This window comes from Nocardia sp. NPDC003999 (genome assembly GCF_053604885.1).
Genome location: NZ_JBSGIB010000005.1, coordinates 64,231 through 85,352, shown reverse-complemented (window position 1 = coordinate 85,352; position 21,122 = coordinate 64,231). Strand labels below are relative to the sequence as shown.

Genomic DNA, 21,122 nt, shown 5'->3' with positions numbered 1-21,122 from the left:
AGGATATCGCCGGGACTTATCCAGCGGGTCGCGCAGTCGGACTGTCAGGGCAAACGGGTGCTGACCGCGAAGACCGGGAACCTGCCTTCCGGGGGATGGGGTTGGAATTGAACGCGCACCGACGGGCCCGCGGACGAGGGGATCTCGCCTTCGAGCGATGTGTAGACCCACGGGCCTTCGTCGAGCTCCACGATGGCGATCGTCAGCGGCACCAACCCGCCCTGCCTGTCGGTCGGGGCCCGATCCACTACCCGCCATGACACGACGGAACCCGCACCCGACGACGGCACACTTTCGAGGTCGTCGGATCCGCAGGACGAGCACCCGGACGTTATCGGCGCGAGCAACTTCTCGCACCGCATGCAGCGGTAGATCATCAACATGTCGTCCGCGCGCAGCTCACTGCCACCTCCGACGACGTTCGAAGTGTGCTCGACTTGGTTCGTGTGCATACGGGCCTCCCCGAGGCGGTGCTGGCAAGTTCCGCTCCAGACTGCCCCGCTGAGCCACGTCGAGCGACGGTGAAATTACCGGGGGGTATACCTATTTTTCGCACGATCGAGGTGCGGACCGCACACCTCCTTGATTATATCCACGGCGTGGGTATAAGTTCGTCCTCACTTAACCCACACTGTGGATATCGGAGGCATGCGCTTTCCGTACCCGCGGTTTCCTCCCCCAGCGAACTCACCGGCACATGGACCAACCCGGGCGCCAGGCCCATGCGCAGTCACGGCCACAGCACTGATGGACCCGGCTTCGAAGGAGTACTCCCATGTCGTCCCGCTTCCACCTGCCGCCCGAAGACGTGCTGCGCGCCCGCGAGAAACTGGTTCTCGACCACTTCCGCGACGAAGTCCGCCAGGACTGGGACGCCACCCTGTCGACATTCCCCCACCCGCACTACGAGATCATCGCGCAGATGCTCGTCCACGACGGCGACGGCGAAGTGCGCGGCTACTATCACGACACCCGCGTCGCCTTCCCCGATCAGGACCACGAACTCATCGCGCTCCGGCACAGCCATGACGCCGTCATCGTCGAATTCTGGCTGCTCGGAACACATCTCGGATCACTCGGCAAGATTCCCCCGACCGGCTCCCGGCACCGCACGAGGATGACGGCCTACTTCGTCTTCGACGAGCACGAGAACCTGGTGACCGAACGGATCTACTTCGACCAGCTCACCATTCTCCGACAGCTGGTGGGCGGACTGAACAAACGCGATCCTCGTGACCTGTGGAAGCTCGGCCGAGCCGCCGCCGGAGCCCTCGCCATGACCGGCTCCGATCCGGACCCGCGCCTGCTGGCCACCACCCCACCCGACCTCGGCGATTGACCGCCGATACGCAGGACCCGTTACGGGCGTTCGGCCGTTCCTCCGCCGTTGTCGCGGGTTTCGATGGCCTTCACGGTCTTGTCCAGGGCCTGGCGCAGGACGCGTTTGCCGACGGTCCCGACCACGACTTCGAGGACTCGCCCTTTCAGGTTCTTGCCCTCGCGCACGATGACGACATCCACATCGGTCTTCCCGTCCGACCGGCGGTTGAAGGTGTAGGTGTGGCCCGAGTGGCCGCCCCATACGTTCGAGTCGGTGGTCGTCATGACGACCCGCTCGGGATTCGACCAGTCGTAGTGCAGGCGTTCCCAGATGCCGTGCGAGCCTTCCGTGACGTCGGCCTCACGGCGGCCCTGGTTGTGCACTTCGAGGTATTTGTCGGCGCTGTTGCCGAACACCTGTGAGCGGCCCGGCCCGAAATCGGTGAGCGCCGCTACGAACTGCTCCGGTGTCGAGTTCGTCGTCTCCTTGAAGTGGATGGTGGACATCGCCTTCTCCTTCGCTTTGGGGTGACGGGTTTCAAGCCAGGAGGTGAAAACGATCTGCGCTACGCCGGGCCTCGGCGCAATGCCGCGCCCCCGTACCACTGGCACACCAGCAACGCCATCTCGACCTCGAGCCGGTCGTCGTCTATCGGTCGACCCCGCCGCGCGATCGCTCGCGTTATCCGGTACTTCACGGAATTGAAGTGCAGGTTCATTTCCGCGGCCGCGGCCTTGTAGCTCGATCCGGTGCGCAGGAAGACCCGCAACGTCTCGCGGAGCCGCTCGTCGTTGTCGTTGTCGGAGGCCAGGTCGCCGAGTACCTCGCTCACCCAGTCCCGCGCTTCCGCCATGTCACCACCCAGCAGCGCCGCGGCGGACAGTCCCGGATCGGTCGCGGAGAAGACCGTCGGATCGTCCGTGCCGCGGGCGAGCGCGACCGCGCGCGCGGCCTGAGCGTGCCGATGGGACCGCTGGAAGCCCTCGACGCCGGCGCCGAGCGTGCCGATCGCGAAACAGGGAGCGTCGGCCCGGTCGCGTGCGAACCTGCGTACGGCGCCGACCGGGTCGGCGGGAACCGACCGGTAGGGCAGCCAGGCCCATGCGCTGACCCGATCGACGGCGGCGAACAGCGGGCGCGCCGACGCGTTCGCCGCTTCGGCCAGTTCCCGCACGAACCGCTGTATTCGGGGCAGCTCGTCACCGGCGGTGCTCAGCTCCGGATACCACAGCACCAGCGCGAGGTGATGCCAGCGCAGCGGGTAGCGGATCGACTCGGTCGCCGCGTCGACGTCGACGGCGCTCGTCTCGGTCAGCACTTCACGGACCTGGAGTGTGCGAATGCTGTTCTGATTCTCCAACCACTGTTCCCGCTCGCCCTGGTAGGCGGCGACGACCTGCCGGGTGATCGAGTCGATGTAGTTGAACAGCGTCGTAGTGATGGTCTGCAGGGCATCGACACGCTGCTGCGGCGTGATATCGGCGGCCCGCACCTCCGCGAACACCAGTTCGCTCATCCGTCGCTGCCCCACCCAGTAGGCGCGAATCAAAGCATTGAGCGAAACCTCGTGCTGAGCAAGCCGTTTGGCGTATTCGATCGCCGCCGTCGGCGCCTGGACGCGCGCGACCGGAATATCGTGGCGCAGCGCCTGCAACAGTGTCTCGACGTTCGCGTGCACGCTGGCCCCGAGCAGTTCCAGCGAATCCGTGTCCTCGCGCAGTTCGGCTATTTCTTCCTCGAGTTTGCGCCGGATGGTCGTGCCGATTTCCGTCACCCGCTCGTTCATCCGGGCGGCGATCCCTCCGACGTAGTCGCCGAGCTCGACTTCGCTATCGCGACGAAAAGTCGTCACACGATCATTGTAGGTACCTCGCTTCGGCGCCACGGAAATATCGCGGGCGGCCATCGAGCGAGAACCGCGGCGAGGAACCTGCCGAGGCGCTCTCTTCGCTCGGCTAGGAATTCGATCTGCCGCGAGGCACAATTAGGTCTATCGCGTTCGACAGATCACTTCGCCCATCGAGGGGGAGGAACTGACGACATGCACCGAGACGGCGAGCGCCCGAAAGGGCTTTCGGTTTCCGCGCTGGCGGCGGTGGCGAACCCGTCGTACTCGCGAATCGACACCTGGAATCTGCTCGACGACGCGTGCCGTCGGCTCGCCGATGTCAATCGGGCCGGGCTGGACGCCACCCACGAAGCCGCCCGGGTGCGGCGTCTTCTCGATCGACTCGGCACCTATGAGCGGTACTGGCTGTACCCGGGACCGGCGAGATTGGCGGCGTTTCGCGATTATCTCGCCGATCTCGCGACGGCGCGGCTCACCGACGAAGTGTCGCTGGCCGTGCGCCTGCTCTCCGAGTACGGCGACCGTGCGGCTTTGTTCGACACCTCCGCGCCGATGGAAGATCAGGAACTCGTGGCGCGGGCCAAAGAGCAGCAGTTCTACACCGTCCTGCTCGGCGACGACGCTCCGCCCGACGCTCCCGCAGGCCTGGCGGAGAGCCTGCGGGCACTGCGCGACCCATCGGACGATGTGCAGTTCGAACTGCTCGTCGTGGCGAGCATCGAGGACGCCATCACCGCCGTCGCGTTGAACGGCGAGATTCAGGCGGCGATCATCCGGCACGACCTCCCCCTCCGTTCCAGCGACCGCGCGCCGTTGATGACCACGTTGCTCGGCGCCAACGAAGACGTGAACGTGACCGACCGCAACCACGACTGGGTCGAATGCGGCGAGTGGATCAGGAAGCTGCGACCGCATATCGACCTGTACCTGCTCACCGACGAGTCGATCGCCGCGGAGACCGAGGACGAGACGGACGTCTACGATCGCACGTTCTACCGCCTCAACGACGTCACCGACCTGTACAGCACGGTGCTCGCGGGCGTCCGCAGCCGGTTCGCCACACCGTTCTTCGATGCCTTGCGTGCCTACGCGGCCGCGCCGGTCGGCCAATTCCACGCGCTTCCCGTCGCACGTGGCGCCAGCATCTTCAACTCCAAGTCGCTGCAGGACATGGGCGAGTTCTACGGCCGCAACATCTTCATGGCCGAGACGTCGTCCACCTCCGGCGGGCTGGACTCACTGCTGGACCCACACGGCACGATCAGGGCGGCGATGGACAAAGCCGCCGAGACGTGGTGCGCCGATCAGACGTACTTCGTCACCAATGGCACATCCACCGCGAACAAGATCGTCGTGCAGGCCCTGACCCGGCCGGGCGACATCGTCCTGATCGACCGCAATTGCCACAAGTCGCACCACTACGGCTTGGTGCTCGCCGGAGCGTACCCGCTGTACCTGGATGCCTACCCGCTCGCGCCGTTCGCGATCTACGGAGCCGTGTCCCTGCACACCATCAAGAAGGCACTGCTGGACCTCGATGCGGCCGGACAACTGGACCGGGTGCGGATGCTGCTGCTGACCAACTGCACTTTCGACGGCATCGTCTACAACCCCCAGCGCGTGATGGAGGAGGTTCTGGCGATCAAGCCGGACATCTGCTTCCTGTGGGACGAAGCGTGGTACGCGTTCGCGACCGCCGTGCCGTGGGCGCGACAGCGCACCGCGATGGTTGCCGCCGAGCAACTCCGATCGATGTTGTCCTCGCCCGGGTACGCCGAGGAGTACCGCGAGTGGCGTGCGTCGATGCGGGGAGTCGACCGTGCCGAGTGGAGCGAGCGCAGGCTGCTTCCCGACCCCGAGCGTGCGCGGGTGCGCGTGTACGCGACGCATTCCACCCACAAATCGCTGTCCGCGCTTCGGCAGGCGTCGATGATCCATGTCCGCGACCAGGATTTCAAAGCTCTCGTCCGCGAGACGTTCGCCGAGGCGTTCCTGACCCACACCTCGACCTCGCCGAACCAGCAACTCCTGGCGTCGTTGGACCTGGCGCGCAGGCAGGTCGACATCGAGGGCTTCCAGCTGGTCCGCAACGTCTACGACATGGCGCTCGTGTTCCGCCACCGCGTCCGTAAGGACCGGCTGATCGGGAAGTGGTTCCGCATCCTCGACGAGGACGACCTGGTGCCCGACGAGTTCCGCCCCTCCGAAGTCATCTCCTACCGGCAGGTCAGACAGGGTGGCTTGGCGGAATGGAACGAGGCGTGGCGGTCCGATCAGTTCGTGCTCGACCCGACCCGGGTCACCCTGTTCATCGGCAAGACCGGCATGAACGGGTACGACTTCCGCGAGAAGATCCTGATGGACCGGTTCGGCATCCAGATCAACAAGACCTCGATCAACAGTGTGCTGTTGATCTTCACGATCGGCGTCACCTGGTCGAGCGTGCACTACCTGCTCGACGTGCTGCGCCGGGTCGCCACCGACTTCGAGAGAAGCCGGAGCGCGGGTGGCAGGGCCGATCGCGCCCTGCAACAGCGCCGGGTCGAGGAGATCACCAAGGATCTGCCCGCACTGCCCGATTTCAGCGAGTTCGACAGCGCTTTCCGTCCCGACGGCGCCAGCTCGTTCGGCGATATGCGTTCGGCCTTCTACGCCGGGTATGCGGAGTCCGACCGCGAACACGTCCTGCTCGGCGATGCCGGGCGACGGCTCGCCAAGGGGAAGCCCCTGGTATCGGCCACCTTCGTGGTGCCCTACCCGCCCGGCTTCCCGATACTGGTTCCAGGGCAGGTGGTCTCGACGGAGATCCTTTATTTCCTCGCCGACCTCGACGTCAAGGAAATTCACGGATACAACCCAGCCCTCGGGTTGTCGGTCTTCACCGAAACCGCGCTCGCGCGGCTGGCCGCGGCTCGGCACCCGATTGCCGCGGCATCCGACGGTGTCGGCGCCGGGAAGATCGAGGGTCGGCGATCAGCCGTCGGCGGCAAGGCGGTTCAGCCACTCCCGCAGTAGATCTTGCTCCGCGCTGCTGAGGGTCGTCTGCTCGGGCAGTGCGGCGCGCAAGGCGCGGGCGGCGCCTGCCGGGCCCGCGTCTCGCACCGCCGGTTGTTGGTTGGTGACGGCGGCGACCATCGACTCCCGCAGGGTGGTCAACAAGGCCGGGTTGCGCCGCTCCTCGCGCAGCGAGAGCCAGGTGAGCACTGCGCCGCGCGCCGTGGCATGGATGATCTGGGCCGCGAGTTCCTCGTCGACGCGCAGCCAGCCGCCGGCGGCGAGGCGCCGGATTCGGCCCATCAGGATCTCCATGCCGGCCTTGAAGGCAGCCGAGGTGGTACCGACGGGTTCGGTGTACATCAACGTGTACAGCGCGGGGTTGGCCAAACCGAATTCGACCGCGACGTCCCAGCCGGCTCTGAGGTCCTCGATGGGGTCCGGCGGATCGGGGTCGACGTGCTTGGTGGCGAGAAACGCGGCGAAGCCGTGCTCGGCCACCGCGTCGAGCAGCCCGTCCTTGTCGCCGAACAGCCGGTAGATGGCCGGCGGCTGCAAGCCCGCCGCATCAGCGACCGCGCGCGTGGTGACCGCGTCGCGACCCCCACGCGTCAGCAGGTCGATGGCGGCCTCGATGACCCGCTGCCGGGTCTGCTCGCGGCCCGTGGCCGTGCCGGACTCGACGGTAGTTGCGTCATCGGTGCCGCGTGCGCGCGATGTCATATATCAACGATACCGCTTCACTGGTTCCATTGTTAGTATCAGTGATACCGTTCAAATGTTTCCATTGGAACCATCGCCGTAACACAGGAGCGCATCGTGATCATCGTGACCGGAGCCACCGGACAGCTGGGACGTCAGATCGTCGAGAGACTGCTGACGCGCGTACCGGCGGACCGAGTCGGCGTCAGCGTCCGCGACCCGCGAAAAGCGCGGGCGTTCGCCGAGCGAGGGGTACGGGTACGCGAGGGAAGCTTCACCGACGCCGCCGGCCTCGCCAACGCCTTCGAGGGCGCCTCTCAGGTACTCATCGTCTCCGTCGACAAAATGGGCGAAGAGTGCGTCGAACAACACCGCACCGCGATCGAAGCGGCCGTCGCCGCGGGCGCCCGGCGCATCCTCTACACCAGCCAGATGGGAGCCAGTGCCTCGTCGCACTTCCAGGCGTGCCGTGATCACGCCGCCACCGAGGACGCACTACGCGCCTGCGGTGTGCCGTTCACGTCGCTGCGCAATGGCTTCTACGCCACCAGCGCGGCGCACTTCCTCGGCCACGCAGTGGAATCCGGTCAGCTCGAACTCCCCGCGGACGGGCCGTTCAGCTGGACCGCGCACGCCGACCTCGCCGAAGCCGCCGCCACCATCCTGGCCGACGAAGGCCGCTTCGACGGCCCCACGCCGCCGCTCACCGGAGGGCAAGCGCTCACCTTCGACGACATCGCCGGTATCGCCACCGAGATCACGGGCCGCGCCGTGACGAGGACCACGACACCCGACGACAAGTTCCGGGATGAGCTGGTGGGCCAAGGCGTTCCCGCGCAGCGGGCGGATCAGTTGCTGGGCATCTTCGCCGCCAGCCGAGTCGGCGAGTTCGCCACTGTCGACCCGACACTGGCCACCCTGCTCGGTCGCGAACCCGTCACCTTGAGTACGGTGCTGCGCGAGCAGCTCTCCCACGTTTGATGGCGTGTCGGCAGAGCGAGCCCGCAGCGATCGCCGAAAACTGTTGCGGGCCATCGTGTTCACGCGCTGGGTGACCGGCATTCGTTTCGATCCGGAGATCAGCGCGTGGCCTGCAGGATGATCGCCTTGTAGTCGGTCCACTCCGCTCGCCCGGCCAATGCGGCGGAGTCGGCGGTCGCCGCCGATTGCCAGGCTGCTGTATCCCGATACGCCATCCTCGGCGGTCCCGATTCCGCGGCCGCAGACGATGTCGCCGCCCGTGCCGATCGAGAACGCGATGCCGGGGACGACGCGCAAAGGTGTCCGCGTGGGCAACCGGAACCCGACACCTTGGTGGGATCGAACCACGAGAAGGGTGCGCTGCCGCGCACCCTGGGTGTCCTTTCGGCCCGGACCAGCGTCGATGAGTCTGGACAGCGTCATAAATGACGACAGCGGGACCTCCCCGCCACACCGACACGAAGGAGCACCCATATGACCATCGACCAGCGCTCGACCCACCGCACCCGCCGCTTCGCCCGCGCCCTGGCGATCGCCGCAGCACCCGCCCTGCTGGGCATGGGGCTGCTGACGGCCGGCGTGGCCCAGGCCGGCCAGGACCCCAACCTACCGACCTGCTCCTGGCCCAACCTGGCATGCGGGCCGCAAACCAACCTGACTCCCGGCGGCCAGACCAACCTCACCCCCGGCAACGCGGCCAGCGCCACCAGCATCCCCGCCGACCGCACTCCTGGCGGCCCCCACCGGCCGCCTCACGTCCGGCCGATCGCGGGGTAGCGCCAGTTGATGATCACGTGCGCGTACGTGCGACCCCGCCGCACTCGAGCGGGGTCGCGGCGAAGCCCGGTGACCATGTGGGTCGGACGCTATCGCGAATCACTCAAAGAAATCACCCCGATGTTGAGATTCTTTTTCAGCAGCCCCGGGTCCATCTTTTCGGAACTGATGCCTCCGATCGTCTCGTACATACGAAAGTAGTCGAGGACGGAGATTCCAGCTACCTCACGTCGATTGTCAGGTACGCGGCCCCCCTGGAGGACAGATGCTTCGAGGTTGCTCGGATCGTTGCCGAGGCTCAGCAGGGCCAGTCGCGCAGTAGATTCACTCGCAAGCAGAGATCCGGCGCCATCGACGAACACCGCTGCTCGGGTTCCGAATTTCAACGGATGCGCGGAGCCGATCGCAATACCGGCACGTAAGTAGTCGAACCCGAAGTTGACAGTGCCGTAAGTGATTTCGGAATCATATCCTCGACGTAGAGATTCGGGAGGCTGCCCGGCAAGGTTGACGCCCACGTTAGAACCCAAAAAGTGGTACACCCGACCGGCCCATGCCGCGGCAGTAATGGCGATCTCCTCGTTCTTCGTCACGACATGAATTCCCTCGTCAGCAATGGCCCTCAAATACACCGACAAGATCAGAGCCGGAGTACTGTCACGCGGCTTCATCTCTACCATATTTCCGATATAAGCGGCCGCCGCGCCCATGATCTGGAGCTTGCTCTGCCGGTAAGACAGAACTCGGCTGGACGCTTCGCGGCCGACAGCGAAAGTCTCCATCAAGAATTCATCGAGAGTTTCTCCGGAGTCGTACCGATCGCGGAATTCGTCCGTCTTTTCGCGGAGCTCGCCGTCCGCAAGCGCTTCCATCTCCGGCGAAGTAGCCAGGACCTGATCGGCCAGGTGACTCAGACGTTCGATCATCTTTGCAGACCTTCGGCGGCGAAATGCATCCAACAGACCGAACTCGGCCGAAGGACGATTCCTGACTTCTACTCGGCGTGCATGCTCTCTCCGTTCGCGGCGTGACGCCGGGGCGGGCCTGTTGTGTACGACGACTGGAGGACGACCGCCGACAGTGCCGACTCGCGTAGGCGCATACGCGACCCGGAGCACTTGTAGTGCGGCGTCGGCCAAGGATCGACAATCCGGATAACGGTCAACGGGTTCTTTTGCCATTGCTTTCGCAATTATGCCGTCCAGCGCCGGCGGGATCGCCGGATTGATTCGACTCGGCCGTGGTGGCGGCTCGTAGATGTGAGCGTGCATGACCGCGGGATCATGGTCTCGCGGAAAAGGAACTTTTCCAGTGATCATTCGGAAGAAGCTGCAGCCGAGAGAGTAGACGTCCGCTCTGCTGTCCACCTCTCCCCCGAGGATCCGCTCCGGTGCCATATAGGCCATAGTGCCGTGGACCGTCCCCGTGGCCGTGAGGTTTGTGGGACTGAGCAGATTTCGCGCTATGCCGAAATCTGAAATCCAAAGCCGCTCTACGCCGGAATCGGACTGTATGAGGAAATTAGCGGGCTTGATATCGCGATGCAGAATTCCCGCGCGGTGCGCATAGTCGAGACCGCTGGATGCCTGTATCAGCAGGCCGACCGCCCGGTCCGGAGTCAATCCCGAGTTGCTGGCGAGTTCCTCACAGTTGACGCCGTCTATGAACCGCATTGCTATCCACAGCTGCCCGCCATCGTCGCCATGGCCGAGAATATCGACGATATTGGGATGATGCAGCGTTGCCGCGAGCTCGGCTTCGAGCCGAAATCTCTCGACAGCCACACGAAATTCATCCAGTTCTTTGCGAGTTCGGCCGGGCTCAGCCTCGAGAACCTTCAGTGCGACAGGCGACGATCCGTCGTCATACGCCAGGTAAACCGTGCCCTGGGCTCCCGCTCCCAGCGTTCGCTCGATCTTGAATCCGGCCAACCTGTCACCACGCTCGAGCATAATGACCGCTTCCCCTCCGATCCGCTGCACGCAAGCGGCTCCAGGACAGCGCCGACTGGACTGCCGGGCTTCTCATACTTTTCTATCACTGTCGCACCAGCCACCGGCTCGGGACAGCGATATGCCGGTTGCACTCCCGATTCGGGGCTGACTGACCTTGCCTGGGCGGATGCTCGACAATTCTGGGCACCGCGCCCAGGAATTCTTGTCAGATGTTCAGCGGAGAGGTCGGGGGGAAGGTGACCGGCAATTCGGTCAGGGCGCGGTGGAAGGGGCCCGGTCGCCACTCGGGAGTTCGGTTCGGCAGGTTCAGTTCGATCTCCGGCAGTGCGTCGAGGAGTTGGTCGATGGCCTCTTGCGCGATCAGGTAGGCCAGCGGACGCGCGGGGCAGGCGTGCGGGCCGAGACCCCAGGCCAGGTGGGAGCGGTTGCCGGTCAAGTCGCCGGTGCGGATCGCGGGGTCGTTGTTGCACGCGGCCATGCTGATGACGACGGGCTGATGCGCGGGCAACCAGACGTCGTCGATGAGGATCGGGTGACGGGGATAGGTGATCAGCAGGTTCGCCAGTGGCGGGTCGTTGAACAAGACCTCGTCGATGGCATCGCGGGACGACAGGTTTCCGCCGAGGATACTGTCGCCGAAGCGCTCGTCGGTGAGGATCAGCAGCAGGGTGTTGGTGATCAGGTTCAGCTGGAATTCGATGCCGCTGCCGTACACCTGGGACACGTGGTGCGACGCCTCGACGTCGTCGAGCCGGGCGGGATGCCGCAGCAGTACCGAGGTGATGTCGCGCTGGGGTTCGGCGCGTTTGAGTGTCACGAGGCTCATCAGCGCCTCGCCGAGCATCTGATTGCCCTTCTCGGCGTCGACACCCTCGAGGAGGGCGGCCGTACCGGCGGCGACCTGCGCCCCGATCTCCGGCGGGCAGCCGAGCAGATAGTTCACCGCTTGGAAGACGAGCGGGAACACGTACTGGCGGATCAGCTCGGCGGACCCGTCTTCGCAGAACGAGTTGATCAGCGGGGTGGCCAGTCCTTCCACGACGGAATGGAGGGCATACAGGTCGACCTCATCGATGCTGGCGGTGATCGCCCCACGGTAGCGGGTGAAGTCGGTCCCGGCGCTGCGACTGGCCATGGGCCGCCACTCCAGCAGGGGAAGAATGGGGCAATCCGCGGGGATGTTCTTCTGCCAGGCGCGCGGGTCGGCCGGGAAATGGTCGGGATCGTTGAGGATCCGCACCGCGGTGCCGTAGCCGATCACCAAGGTCGCCGGGACGCCGGGGGCCAACTCCACCGGCGCCAAAGACCCATAGCGCCTGCGCATCTCGCGGTACACACGGTGCGGATCGGCCGCGAACTCGGGCGAGTACATGGGCACTCGCTGTTCGTCGGATTCGATCGGCGAGCCGTGGAGGACCGGGCACGACCCAGCCGGAGCATGAGATTGCGGCGTACTCAAAGAGCGAACTCCAAACATTGGTGTTGCACAACGTGACTGCTGAACTACCGCTCCCTGCCTGGACACTGCACTGGAGCGAACTCACGGCGACTGTGCCGGAACCAAGCGATGGTATAGCGCGCGTGGACCGTGACCCTCACCGCGGACGAGAACAGCTTCGCAGAATGCCTGCCGATCCGCTGCGCGGCCGGAATCGACCCGGCCGCGACAACACGGAGGCAGTGGACGAACTCGGGGTCAGACGCCGAGAGCGTCCAGTGAGTCGTGGTCGTCGATGGCCGTGGTGATTCGCTTCAACAGCGTCAGGCAAGTCTCCACCGGCTGCATCTTGGGTTGATACGCCGCCCTGCCGATCGTGAACGCCCACGCCGCGTACGCGAACATGGACTGTTGCCGGTACGCCAGCCACGCGTCCTCGAACGACGGCGCCTGGCCGCCGAGGGCTCCGAGTTCGTCCAGGTAGGCCGCCAGCAGTTCACGGTCCCAAGCACGCCGGTCCTCGGGCTCGCATCCCGAATTCACGGTATAGGCGAAGTCGTGTGCCCAGCCTCCCCGCATCACCACCTGCCAGTCGACGAATCCCATTCGCCCGGCGGCGGTTCGATATGTCTGCCCGATGTGCGGGTCACCGTGCAACAGAGTCTGCGGAAGCTCGTTCGTCGCGTTGTCGATCGCCCGCTCGACACCGGCCCAGAGCCGGTCGGCTCGGTCGTGCAGGGCCTCCGGGACCACCGCCGCGGCGCGGCGCAGACCGACCTCGCAACGCTTCTTCATGTCGATGGCGGCGAGGTATGCCCGCAGCGCCTCGGTGGTGGTCTTGAGGTCCGCGATCGACGGGTGATTCCAGAACGTCCGGTGGAGTCGAGCCAGATTGCGCACCAGGTCTTCGATCTGGTCCCGGGCGACCGGGGCGTTCGGCTCGACGAACTGCGCACCACGGGTCGAGGCGATGTCTTCCATCAAGGCGATCGATCGCCAGGACGCCGAATCGGCGGCACCCCAGTAGCCGATCGGCGCTTCGATGTCGACCTGGGGGCGGAAGTCACGGAAGAAACGGGTTTCGCCGTCGATCATCTTCCCGCCACCGAGCAGGATGCGTTGCGAGAAGGCCGTCGTCGTCTTCGCGAAGAGGTCGGTCGGCAAGCCCGCCTGCCGTCCCGCGTCGTTGTAGTCGACGCGAATCGCGACGCGGGTCGATGTTCCGCGGCTGCCGTTCGCGGTTTCGAACGAGAGCACCTCGGCCCCGGGGACATCGCGGCACAGCACGGCCGTCAGCCACTGTGGGGTCAGCGTCTCACCCGACACCGGGACGTCCTCGACGTCGCGCGCCTTCGGCCGGAACACTTTCTCGCCGATGATGTGAGCACCGACCGTGACGGACCGTCCGAGCAACCAGAGCTTGTGGTTCATACGCTTGCCTCGATTCCGGAGTACGACATGACCGCCCGAGCAGCCGGATCGCCGGCGCACGGGTCCGCAGGACAGTAACGCACTCTCGAAACAGCTGTACCGCAATGCGATTGCCGAGCCGATCCGGGCGGTTGCTACTCGGTGGTCGCCTTCTGCGCGATCTTCGTCAGCCGTTCCCAGGCGGGCGAGGTGACTCCGACGGATTCGTTCACCAGGCGGACCAGTTTCGGATCCAGCGCCGGGGTGGTCCGGCCGGCTCCGGTGCGTCTGCCGATGATCCACCGGCGGGTGCGGTCGGCGAGGTCCACCAGCCGCGGGTCGTCGGGGGACCAGTCGAATGCCGCGTCGTAGTCGAGGTAGATGGCCCGGAATCGCGGATCGTCGATGGCGTCGAGCTTGTCGGCGACCCAGTCCGACGCCTGTTCCGGAGCGACCGATTGCAGCAGAATCCAGATGTCGCGCTCCATCCGGACCGCCCGGTCGCTCAACCCGAGTTCGCGCAGGCGCGCGAGGTATTCGGCGACATCGGCGGACACGAACAGACGATCGCCTGAGCCCAGTTCGGCGATCTGCTCGCGGGTGCGGCGGATCTCCTCGGCGCGTTCGGCGAGCATGCGGTCGATCTCGGCGATCGCCGCCGCGAACTCGTCGGAATTCGCGGTCAGCAATTCCTTGATCCGCGCCAGGGGCACGCCGGATCGCGCCAATGTCTTGATCTTGACCAGATCGATGGCGTCCTCGGCGCTGTAGCGGCGATAGCCGGAGGAGTCGCGCGGCGGCTCGGGCAGCAGGCCGCGTTCGTGGTAGACGCGCACGGCCTTGATCGTCACGCCCGCATACCGCGCGAGCTGCCCGATCGTGATCACGCCTGTCTCCCTTCGGTGCCCGCCGCCGTCATCGCACCCGGGCGAACAAGCGACCGGCGAGATCGATTCCGGTCACGGCGGCGGAATCGTCACGGGTGAAGAACCCGCGTTGTCCTTGCAGACCGCCTTCGGTGACGATGTACTCGTCCGCGTCGCCGGCCAGCAGGCCGAGGGTAGCCGGTGGCAGGTCGGGCGGCAGATCGGTCACCGCGGCGGCACGGATCTCGGGTTTGATGGCGCATTCGATCGTCAACCTTGCCCCGTCGGTGTCGAGCGTCAGCCGCATCATCTCGTTCTCGTAATGCCCGACGATCTCCCCTGCCCGCGCCACGTCGTAGGGCAGCGGCTCCGGATCGCGTTCGACCACACCGAGGTAGTGTTCGAGCACCCATTTCACCACGGTCCGGTTGAACGCCAGCCCCGCGTCCGGGCCCGCGTTCGACGTCACCGCGACGGCGAAATCGCGCTCCGGCACGATGAGCAAGTCGGCGAACTGACCGTTGCCCGACCCGCCGTGCCCGATGGTCGCGACACCGTTCACCTCGCGCAGGAACCAGCAGATCCCGAGCGCGTCACCCAGGGTGCTCCCGCGCAGCTCCACGGTCTGCTCCCGCATCCGGTGCAGCAGTTCGGCGGGCAGGATGCGCTCGCCTGCCTCGGTCCGGCCGTCGCCGAGGTGGAACCGCGCCCAGCGCAGCAGATCGCGGACAGACGTCGCCACGCCACCGCCGGGATTGTTCGCGCGGTTGTCCTTCCATTGCCGGGCGACGGCGAGCACACCGTCGGCGTCGACGTTGTGACCCACCGCGAACCGCCGGGTCATGACGTCGTCGACGGAATAACAGCTGTGTGTCAGCCCGAGCGGTTCGAACAACAGCGACGCGACCGCCCGTTCGAAGGTCGACCCGGTGACGTTCTCGACGACCCGGCCTGCCAGATTGAACCCCGCCTGACTGTAGGACGCCCGCCCTCCCGGTTCCGCGATCAGCCGCGCCTCGGCGAGTTTCACCGCGTGCCGTGCCAAAGCGTCGTCTCCTTCGCCCGTGTCGACGCCGAGCTTCCATTCCAGCCCGGCCGTATGGTTGAGCAGCCGCAACACAGTGATCTCGTCCGTGGCCGCATCGGCAGGGGCGAATTCCGGGACGTACCGCCGCACCGGCGCGTCCAACTCCACCCGTCCCTCGGCGACCAACCGCAGCAATGCGGTCGCCGTATGCGTCTTGCTCACCGACCCGACCACGAACATCGTGTCCCGGTCGACCGGAAGCGGATTGACCACACTCGTAACCCCGTGGCAAGCGAAGTCTTCTCGACCGCCGACCGTCACCCCGACCGCGACACCCGGTACGCCCAACGTTCCGGCCGACGCCGCGACGAATTCGGCCAATTCCGTGTTCATCTCGTTCATGCCACCATACTCGAACCCTGCCCCAGGGGCAATGTCAAGCCCTTGCCCGCGGCGGTGATCAAACGGCCCTGACTCCGCTCGACTGGGTGCCGTCATCCTCGCCGCGCATCGTGTAGACGCGCTCGAGGGCACGTCCATAACGGCATGATCCCGAAATGCGCTCGCCGGTAGACGCATCGACGAAACCTATGTTCGACGGGCTCGACGTTGTCGAGACAACCGTGCCACTCCGTGAGCAGTGGTTGAACTGTGCCGGTCGGTTGGCCGCCGGTTTCCTGAATAGGCCTGTGTTCGCGTCAGCCGCAGTTCACTGAGCATTCGAACAAGCTCGCCGAACTCGCCGCCGACACCGTCGGCTCGGCGGCCTGGTTGCACAGGCTCACGCCTTCGTCAGCCGGTTGGCGGACATGGAAAAAAGGTTGTCCCAGTGATGGTCGAGCCGCTGTTTCGCCTCGGTCGGCGGCACGGCGCTCAGCGTGCCGTGCTCGTCCTCGACGAGTAGTTCCCACCTCCGGAGTCTGCGCAGTCCGTCGCGGATCTGGAAATCGAAGGTCGTCCCCCATTGCCGCCGGAACCAGTCCTCCACGCGCCGATCGAGTTCGGTGGCGGTGAGCGGCCGATCGGCGGTGCGCAGGAAGTGGTATGCCAGCACGGCTTCCTTCACCTCCGAATCCTCGGCGGCACCGAGCAGGTGGTGGAACACTCCCGCATCATTGTCGAGGTTGCGGAAATAGAGATGCTCCGACAGCGTCTTCATCAACTTGATCTTGCGGTTCTTGAACTTGGAGAACTGACGCACCAGATAGCCGCCGAAGGCAGCCAACCCGGCGCCGAGGGTCACCAGCGTGGCTTGATCCAGCCGCACGGATTCCTCGCGCAACCCCACCCAGAACGCCAGCAGCAAGAGCAGCGGCCCCAGCGAAGCGACCAGCTTGGTGGCGACCACGACGATCCCCGAGACCACCGCGGGCACACCGATCAGCAGTTTGTCCAGTGGCCGCATCCGCACGCGAACGCTCGGATACAGCATCTCGAGGTCGTTTCTCGGGACGTTCTGGAACAACTTCAGCAGCACACCGCCGTTGGGCCGATCCGCGACCGCCTCCGCGCGCTCGGTGAACGCGACGTACACCAGAACCTTGCCGTAGCTGGTGAATTCGATGCTGCGCCGCCGTAGACCGAACAGCCACCGCACCTGCTCGGTGCGCTGCGCGACCCCGCGGCGGAAGAACATCGCCGTTTCGATGTCGTCCGCGTCGACTTCCAATCGCACCTTCACCAGCGAGTGCTCGGCGAACGCGCGATCGATCTCAGCGGCATCGATGCGCGTGAAATCCGCCGACTCGGCCAGCGCGACCAGCTCGCTCTCCACCCGCGCCCGCGCGGCGGCCCGGTGCTCGGGGGTGGCAACACGGATCGCCCGTTCGTCCTCCGCTGGATCGACCACTTGATAGGCATCGAGCACAGCCTCACCGCGCACATGGAACTCGTTGTGCACCAACGCCGCCAGCAGACGCGCGAACTCCACGAACGACTCGCGCTCCGCTTCGGGGAGTTCGTCGGCACACAGCGATATCACCGCGCTCTTACGGAAAGGCAGGAAGTGTTCGGCGTCCATCGGCAACTCCTCTCGGCGGACCGCCCGTCGGTCACAACCCTATGGGGAGGCCGCGATCCACCGCGTAAGTGACGGTCCGGCACTCGGCTGCGGTATATGGATCTCGAAGAAAACGACCGATCACGCCGAGGAGAGGATCTACACAGCGGGGTTGTCGCGTCCGCCGAGCTGGACGTTTCCGATATCGCGCGCCTGTACGACGTGCCCGTGGACCTGGGCTTGCCCGCCGATCGTGTTGATCACAGCCTCGTCGGCAGCGGCTTGCTGAGTGTGATCGATCCAGGTGCGAATGAGGTCTGCGAGAACCGGATCAGCAGCGGCACCGTTCATCAAATGCCCGGCCAAGTCGATCGCACCGTCGCGATCGTCCTGCGCTCGCTGCAGTGCGCGATCCGCGCGATGTTCGTCACCGAACGCACGCCGCGTCAAACGCGCCAGCCCGTTCCACGCACTCTTACCGGCCTCCCCCGCCGCCGCTTGCGTGATCAATGCGAGCAACACGCTCAAGGAAATCGGGTCCATCTGTCCTCCTACATGTATCGGGGCTCGAAGATGCAGAGCATCGGGCGCCATGTTCCTGTGTCTATGCGTCGACCGGACCGTCTGATCCATGATTCGGCGAAGGGGACCCCCGAAGGGATGATTCGATCGAGTCGAGCAATGATGCCGCAGCCGCATCGTCGAATTCGTCTAGCAATGACAATGCTTCGCTCCAGTAACGCGCCGCATCATCCGGCTTCCCGAGTTCGACCGACACGTGAGCGAGGTGGTCGAGCGCCACTGCCGTACCCCACCTACTGTGGATACTGCGGTAAAGCGCAATCGCCTCTAGGTGGAAGCTCGCCGCTTCATCCCACCGGCCGAGCAGCCCGTAGGTGACGCCTGTAGCATCGAGCGCATCCGCTTCCCGGTTGCGATCGCCGAATTGCCGACTGGTGACCACCACACGGTGATACGTGACCAGCGCCGACTCGAGGTCACCGCTGTCCTTCTGGATGTCGCCGTGATAAAGAAGGATGGTCGCTTCGCCCAGTTTCGAAGGCGACTTCGTGAGTACTGTCTCAGCCCAGCGAGCAGCCTCGTCATATCGGCCCAATTTGTGAGCGGCGCGCATGACGCTTATCAGGGCGACAATTTCATGTGTAGGGTGGTCTGAGAAACGGCCTGAGCCGATGAGTTCTTTCGAACTATCGTAGGCTTCCTGGAACTGGTCGAAATTTATGTAACCCCACAGTCGGTTTGCCAGCACGATCACGACGATGTCGGAGTGGTCGTACTGTTCGGCTAGCATCTCCGCTTGATCGAGATACGCGTAGGCGAGATTCGGTCGCCGAGCGGAGATGCTCACGAGTGCCAGCAGATTCGAGGTCAGTGCTTCGCCCCGGTGATGGCCGATCTGCCGGAACAGCTCGAGCGCTGACCGGCCCGTCGCTTCGGCTTCGTCCAGATGATGACTCTGCCGATACGCCATACTCAACGACTCCAAAAGTAGCGCTTCGGCCGCGCTGTCGTTCAGCCGTCGCGCGCCTTCGAGCCCGAGTTCCGTGGTGAGCAACCAGTCGTCGAAGGCGTTGATCACAGGGAACAGCCGATGAAGCAAGATCGGGATCTGCCAGGCCGTTCGATTCTTGCCGCTCTTGACGGCCAGTCGCACACAAGCAACGAAATTGGCGCGTTCGGCATCGAACCAGGCCGACGCCACGCCGGAGTCTGTGAATACCAACGGTTGAACACTGTCCGGCGGCGCGTCGGGGTGGATATCCTGAATCGGTTCGACGAGGCGGATCGGTAGATTGGTCAAGCAGTTCGCGATCGTGTGCACGTACCATGCCAGGACTCGCTCGATGGCGGCGTCACGGCCCTCGGTGGTGTCCTCGTGCCCGACCTGGTCTACTGCGTAGGCGCGCAAAAGGTCATGGCACTGGTAACGGTCGTGGCCGATTTGATCGAGTAGGTGCGCTCCGACAAGTACGTCCAAGAGCCGGCTCGCCTCGGCGACAGGGACAGCGGCAATGGCCGCCGCGGCATGGACCGAGAATTCTGGACTGGGATGCAATCCGAGCAGCCGGAACATGCGCGCGACCTCGGCAGGCAATGCTCGATACGACCAGGCGAATACCGTCCGCACCGCGTCGGCCTCATCGTCATCCTCGGCCGACAGCGCGGACCATAGATGTGACTCGTCTCGAAGGTTGCCGATCAGTTCACCCATCGGCATATGCGGTCGCACCGCCGCGCGCTCGGCGGCGATCCGCAGCGCCAGCGGCAGCCGGGCACACAGCTGGGCGAGTTCGGCGATGTCCTGTTCGGTATCGCCGGAACGATATCCATCGACGGTCTCGTACAGGAGTGCGACGGCCGCGGATTCGTCGAAAAGGTCGAGGGTCAGTCGATGCGCGCCGTCGCGGGCGACCAGGCCCGAGAGCCGGGAACGGCTGGTAACCAAGACCAGACAGCGCCCGGCACCGGGAAGCAGGGGACGAACCTGTGTGACCGTGGCCGCATTGTCGAGAACGATCAGCACCCGGCGTTGCGCGAGCAGCGAGCGAAACAACGCGCTCCGCGTCTCCAGATCCGGTGGCAACGCCGCCGGGGCAACTCCCAATGCGGTCAGAAATCGTTCCAACGCTTGGCCGGCGGTGATCGGTTCACCAGGGTCGTATCCGCGGAGGTTGACATACAGTTGACCGTCGGGAAACCGGCCCCGGACTCGATGCCCCCAGTGCACGGCAAGCGAGGTCTTCCCCACCCCCGCAGTCCCGGTCAGCACACACACCCGGGCTGATCCAATCCTCTCTGAGCCATTCTCGAGCAGGCCGTCCAGCTGCTCGATGTCTCCGAGTCGGTTGACGAAACCGCGGACATCCGCCGGCAACTGGGCGGGAACGGGCACAGTCTCACCGCCCGCGCTTCGGCCAGGAGGATGAAAGTGAATCCCACCGGCGATGTCTCGGGCCTGCACCACATCGCCGGCGCTGCCCGACAGATCCGAGCGAGTCCCACCCGGCTCGCGACCGGCCTCATCGTCTCTGCTTGCGGTCATCAACCCCCCAATGCCAACCCACAGCAGGATTATCCGCCGAATCGAGAGGCCCTGGCAGTCGATGTGATCAAACGGCTGAACATTCGAATGACCATCGCTGATCGGCACCCGCGATCTTCTGCCCGCTCATCGGTGCACCGCGATCGGGACGCACTGCTCCACCAGGTGTGCACCGAGCCGCATTCGTCCCGGGCAGGCGGGCGCCACAGTGGACCGCGAGCGCGGCGGTGGACGTTCGGTCCGCCGCCGCGCTCGATCTGTTCAGTTGTTCAGCTCATGTGTTGTGAGGTGCAGCGGATCACTGTCCGGGCTGGCACTGCGGCGGCGGGCCGTCCGGGTGATCACCGGGCGGAGGACCCTGACGGTCACCGGGCGGCGGGCCCTGGTGATCACCGGGCGGAGGACCCTGGTGATCGCCAGGAGGCGGGCCCTGGTGATCACCGGGCGGAGGACCCTGGTGATCGCCGGGAAGCGGGCACTGTTGTCCGGGCACCGGTCCCTGGCCCTGGGGCGCATCAGCGCCGGCCACACCGGCTCCGATGCCGAGGGCGCCGAGCGCGAGCGCACCGGCCACGGCGCTCATTGCCAGCTTCGATGTGAAACTCATCTGCGTTCCTCCTGTTGTCGGATCAGGTCCGAAACCGTCGGCCACTGCTCTGCGGCCGACGCGAGAATCGTTGAGTCTCAACATTTGTCCCTCGTTGGCGGAAGCTATGGGCCAGCTGTGAACCGACCGGCT

Annotated in this window: 17 protein-coding genes; 4 read left to right on the top strand and 13 right to left on the bottom strand. The window is 65.3% G+C overall.

All coding sequences use genetic code 11. The annotated features are described in order from the left end of the window. Nucleotides 1-44 precede the first annotated feature (44 nt). On the bottom strand, nt 45-452 hold the full coding sequence (locus tag ACWESM_RS13275) for a Zn-ribbon domain-containing OB-fold protein (protein WP_364436511.1): 408 nt from the start codon (nt 450-452) through the stop codon (nt 45-47). Between the two features lie 323 nt (nt 453-775). Between ACWESM_RS13275 and ACWESM_RS13270 the strand changes: the two genes are divergently transcribed. Then, a complete protein-coding gene (locus ACWESM_RS13270; protein ID WP_452491872.1) occupies nt 776-1,339 on the top strand; it encodes an ester cyclase in 564 nt (187 codons plus the stop codon). 20 nt (nt 1,340-1,359) lie between these two features. Here ACWESM_RS13270 and ACWESM_RS13265 read toward each other — a convergent pair whose 3' ends face one another. Next, nucleotides 1,360-1,827, bottom strand: a complete 468-nt coding sequence (locus ACWESM_RS13265; RefSeq protein ID WP_364436508.1) for a hypothetical protein — start codon at nt 1,825-1,827, stop codon at nt 1,360-1,362. A gap of 59 nt (nt 1,828-1,886) precedes the next feature. Further along, nucleotides 1,887-3,107 carry a PucR family transcriptional regulator gene (locus ACWESM_RS13260; RefSeq protein ID WP_452492176.1) on the bottom strand — a complete coding sequence of 407 codons (1,221 nt, stop codon included), beginning with the start codon at nt 3,105-3,107 and terminating at the stop codon, nt 1,887-1,889. Between the two features lie 255 nt (nt 3,108-3,362). Between ACWESM_RS13260 and ACWESM_RS13255 the strand changes: the two genes are divergently transcribed. Then, nucleotides 3,363-6,185 carry an aminotransferase class I/II-fold pyridoxal phosphate-dependent enzyme gene (locus tag ACWESM_RS13255; protein WP_452491870.1) on the top strand — a complete coding sequence of 941 codons (2,823 nt, stop codon included), beginning with the start codon at nt 3,363-3,365 and terminating at the stop codon, nt 6,183-6,185. On the opposite strand, the gene ACWESM_RS13250 is transcribed toward ACWESM_RS13255, so the two are convergent. After that, the gene (locus ACWESM_RS13250) at nt 6,144-6,887 is read right to left on the bottom strand and encodes a TetR/AcrR family transcriptional regulator (protein ID WP_356965518.1); all 744 of its coding nucleotides are present in this window, start codon (nt 6,885-6,887) and stop codon (nt 6,144-6,146) included. The two genes, ACWESM_RS13255 and ACWESM_RS13250, sit on opposite strands and share 42 nt — an antisense overlap. 96 nt (nt 6,888-6,983) lie before the next feature. On the opposite strand from ACWESM_RS13250, the gene ACWESM_RS13245 reads away from it, so the two are divergent. Continuing rightward, nucleotides 6,984-7,847, top strand: coding sequence for an NmrA family NAD(P)-binding protein (locus tag ACWESM_RS13245; protein WP_355076698.1), 864 nt, complete (start codon nt 6,984-6,986; stop codon nt 7,845-7,847). 474 nt (nt 7,848-8,321) lie between these two features. Then, on the top strand, nt 8,322-8,624 hold the full coding sequence (locus tag ACWESM_RS13240) for a hypothetical protein (protein WP_356965520.1): 303 nt from the start codon (nt 8,322-8,324) through the stop codon (nt 8,622-8,624). Nucleotides 8,625-8,713: 89 nt separating this feature from the next. Here ACWESM_RS13240 and ACWESM_RS13235 read toward each other — a convergent pair whose 3' ends face one another. The 9 genes from ACWESM_RS13235 to ACWESM_RS13195 all read right to left on the bottom strand — a co-directional run bounded on the left by ACWESM_RS13235 (nt 8,714) and on the right by ACWESM_RS13195 (nt 20,950). Beyond that, nucleotides 8,714-10,606, bottom strand: a complete 1,893-nt coding sequence (locus ACWESM_RS13235) for a protein kinase domain-containing protein (RefSeq protein WP_452491867.1) — start codon at nt 10,604-10,606, stop codon at nt 8,714-8,716. A 178-nt stretch (nt 10,607-10,784) separates the two neighbouring features. After that, the gene (locus ACWESM_RS13230) at nt 10,785-11,951 is read right to left on the bottom strand and encodes a cytochrome P450 family protein (protein WP_356965521.1); all 1,167 of its coding nucleotides are present in this window, start codon (nt 11,949-11,951) and stop codon (nt 10,785-10,787) included. Nucleotides 11,952-12,275: 324 nt separating this feature from the next. Continuing rightward, the gene (locus ACWESM_RS13225) at nt 12,276-13,448 is read right to left on the bottom strand and encodes an aminoglycoside phosphotransferase family protein (RefSeq protein ID WP_364436491.1); all 1,173 of its coding nucleotides are present in this window, start codon (nt 13,446-13,448) and stop codon (nt 12,276-12,278) included. A gap of 134 nt (nt 13,449-13,582) precedes the next feature. After that, nucleotides 13,583-14,314: a MerR family transcriptional regulator gene (locus ACWESM_RS13220; RefSeq protein WP_452491865.1), complete on the bottom strand. Its 732-nt coding sequence runs from the start codon at nt 14,312-14,314 to the stop codon at nt 13,583-13,585. A gap of 28 nt (nt 14,315-14,342) precedes the next feature. Then, nucleotides 14,343-15,722, bottom strand: coding sequence for a serine hydrolase domain-containing protein (locus tag ACWESM_RS13215; protein ID WP_452491864.1), 1,380 nt, complete (start codon nt 15,720-15,722; stop codon nt 14,343-14,345). A 379-nt stretch (nt 15,723-16,101) separates the two neighbouring features. Then, nucleotides 16,102-17,340, bottom strand: coding sequence for a TMEM143 family protein (locus ACWESM_RS13210; protein ID WP_452491862.1), 1,239 nt, complete (start codon nt 17,338-17,340; stop codon nt 16,102-16,104). Nucleotides 17,341-17,478: 138 nt separating this feature from the next. Next, a complete protein-coding gene (locus ACWESM_RS13205) occupies nt 17,479-17,862 on the bottom strand; it encodes a hypothetical protein (protein ID WP_397281220.1) in 384 nt (127 codons plus the stop codon). 61 nt (nt 17,863-17,923) lie between these two features. Next, nucleotides 17,924-20,491 carry an ATP-binding protein gene (locus tag ACWESM_RS13200; protein WP_452491859.1) on the bottom strand — a complete coding sequence of 856 codons (2,568 nt, stop codon included), beginning with the start codon at nt 20,489-20,491 and terminating at the stop codon, nt 17,924-17,926. 153 nt (nt 20,492-20,644) lie between these two features. Then, a complete protein-coding gene (locus ACWESM_RS13195) occupies nt 20,645-20,950 on the bottom strand; it encodes a hypothetical protein (protein WP_452491858.1) in 306 nt (101 codons plus the stop codon). Between the last annotated feature and the right edge of the window lie 172 nt (nt 20,951-21,122).

Excerpts from the sequence above, each read along its gene's own strand:
- ACWESM_RS13275 (WP_364436511.1), bottom strand. The coding sequence starts at position 452 with ATGCACACGAACCAAGTCGAGCACACTTCGAACGTCGTCGGAGGTGGC.
- ACWESM_RS13270 (WP_452491872.1), top strand. The coding sequence starts at position 776 with ATGTCGTCCCGCTTCCACCTGCCGCCCGAAGACGTGCTGCGCGCCCGC.
- ACWESM_RS13265 (WP_364436508.1), bottom strand. The coding sequence starts at position 1,827 with ATGTCCACCATCCACTTCAAGGAGACGACGAACTCGACACCGGAGCAG.
- ACWESM_RS13260 (WP_452492176.1), bottom strand. The coding sequence starts at position 3,107 with ATGAACGAGCGGGTGACGGAAATCGGCACGACCATCCGGCGCAAACTC.
- ACWESM_RS13255 (WP_452491870.1), top strand. The coding sequence starts at position 3,363 with ATGCACCGAGACGGCGAGCGCCCGAAAGGGCTTTCGGTTTCCGCGCTG.
- ACWESM_RS13250 (WP_356965518.1), bottom strand. The coding sequence starts at position 6,887 with ATGACATCGCGCGCACGCGGCACCGATGACGCAACTACCGTCGAGTCC.
- ACWESM_RS13240 (WP_356965520.1), top strand. The coding sequence starts at position 8,322 with ATGACCATCGACCAGCGCTCGACCCACCGCACCCGCCGCTTCGCCCGC.
- ACWESM_RS13230 (WP_356965521.1), bottom strand. The coding sequence starts at position 11,951 with ATGTACTCGCCCGAGTTCGCGGCCGATCCGCACCGTGTGTACCGCGAG.
- ACWESM_RS13225 (WP_364436491.1), bottom strand. The coding sequence starts at position 13,448 with ATGAACCACAAGCTCTGGTTGCTCGGACGGTCCGTCACGGTCGGTGCT.
- ACWESM_RS13215 (WP_452491864.1), bottom strand. The coding sequence starts at position 15,722 with ATGAACGAGATGAACACGGAATTGGCCGAATTCGTCGCGGCGTCGGCC.
- ACWESM_RS13210 (WP_452491862.1), bottom strand. The coding sequence starts at position 17,340 with ATGGACGCCGAACACTTCCTGCCTTTCCGTAAGAGCGCGGTGATATCG.
- ACWESM_RS13205 (WP_397281220.1), bottom strand. The coding sequence starts at position 17,862 with ATGGACCCGATTTCCTTGAGCGTGTTGCTCGCATTGATCACGCAAGCG.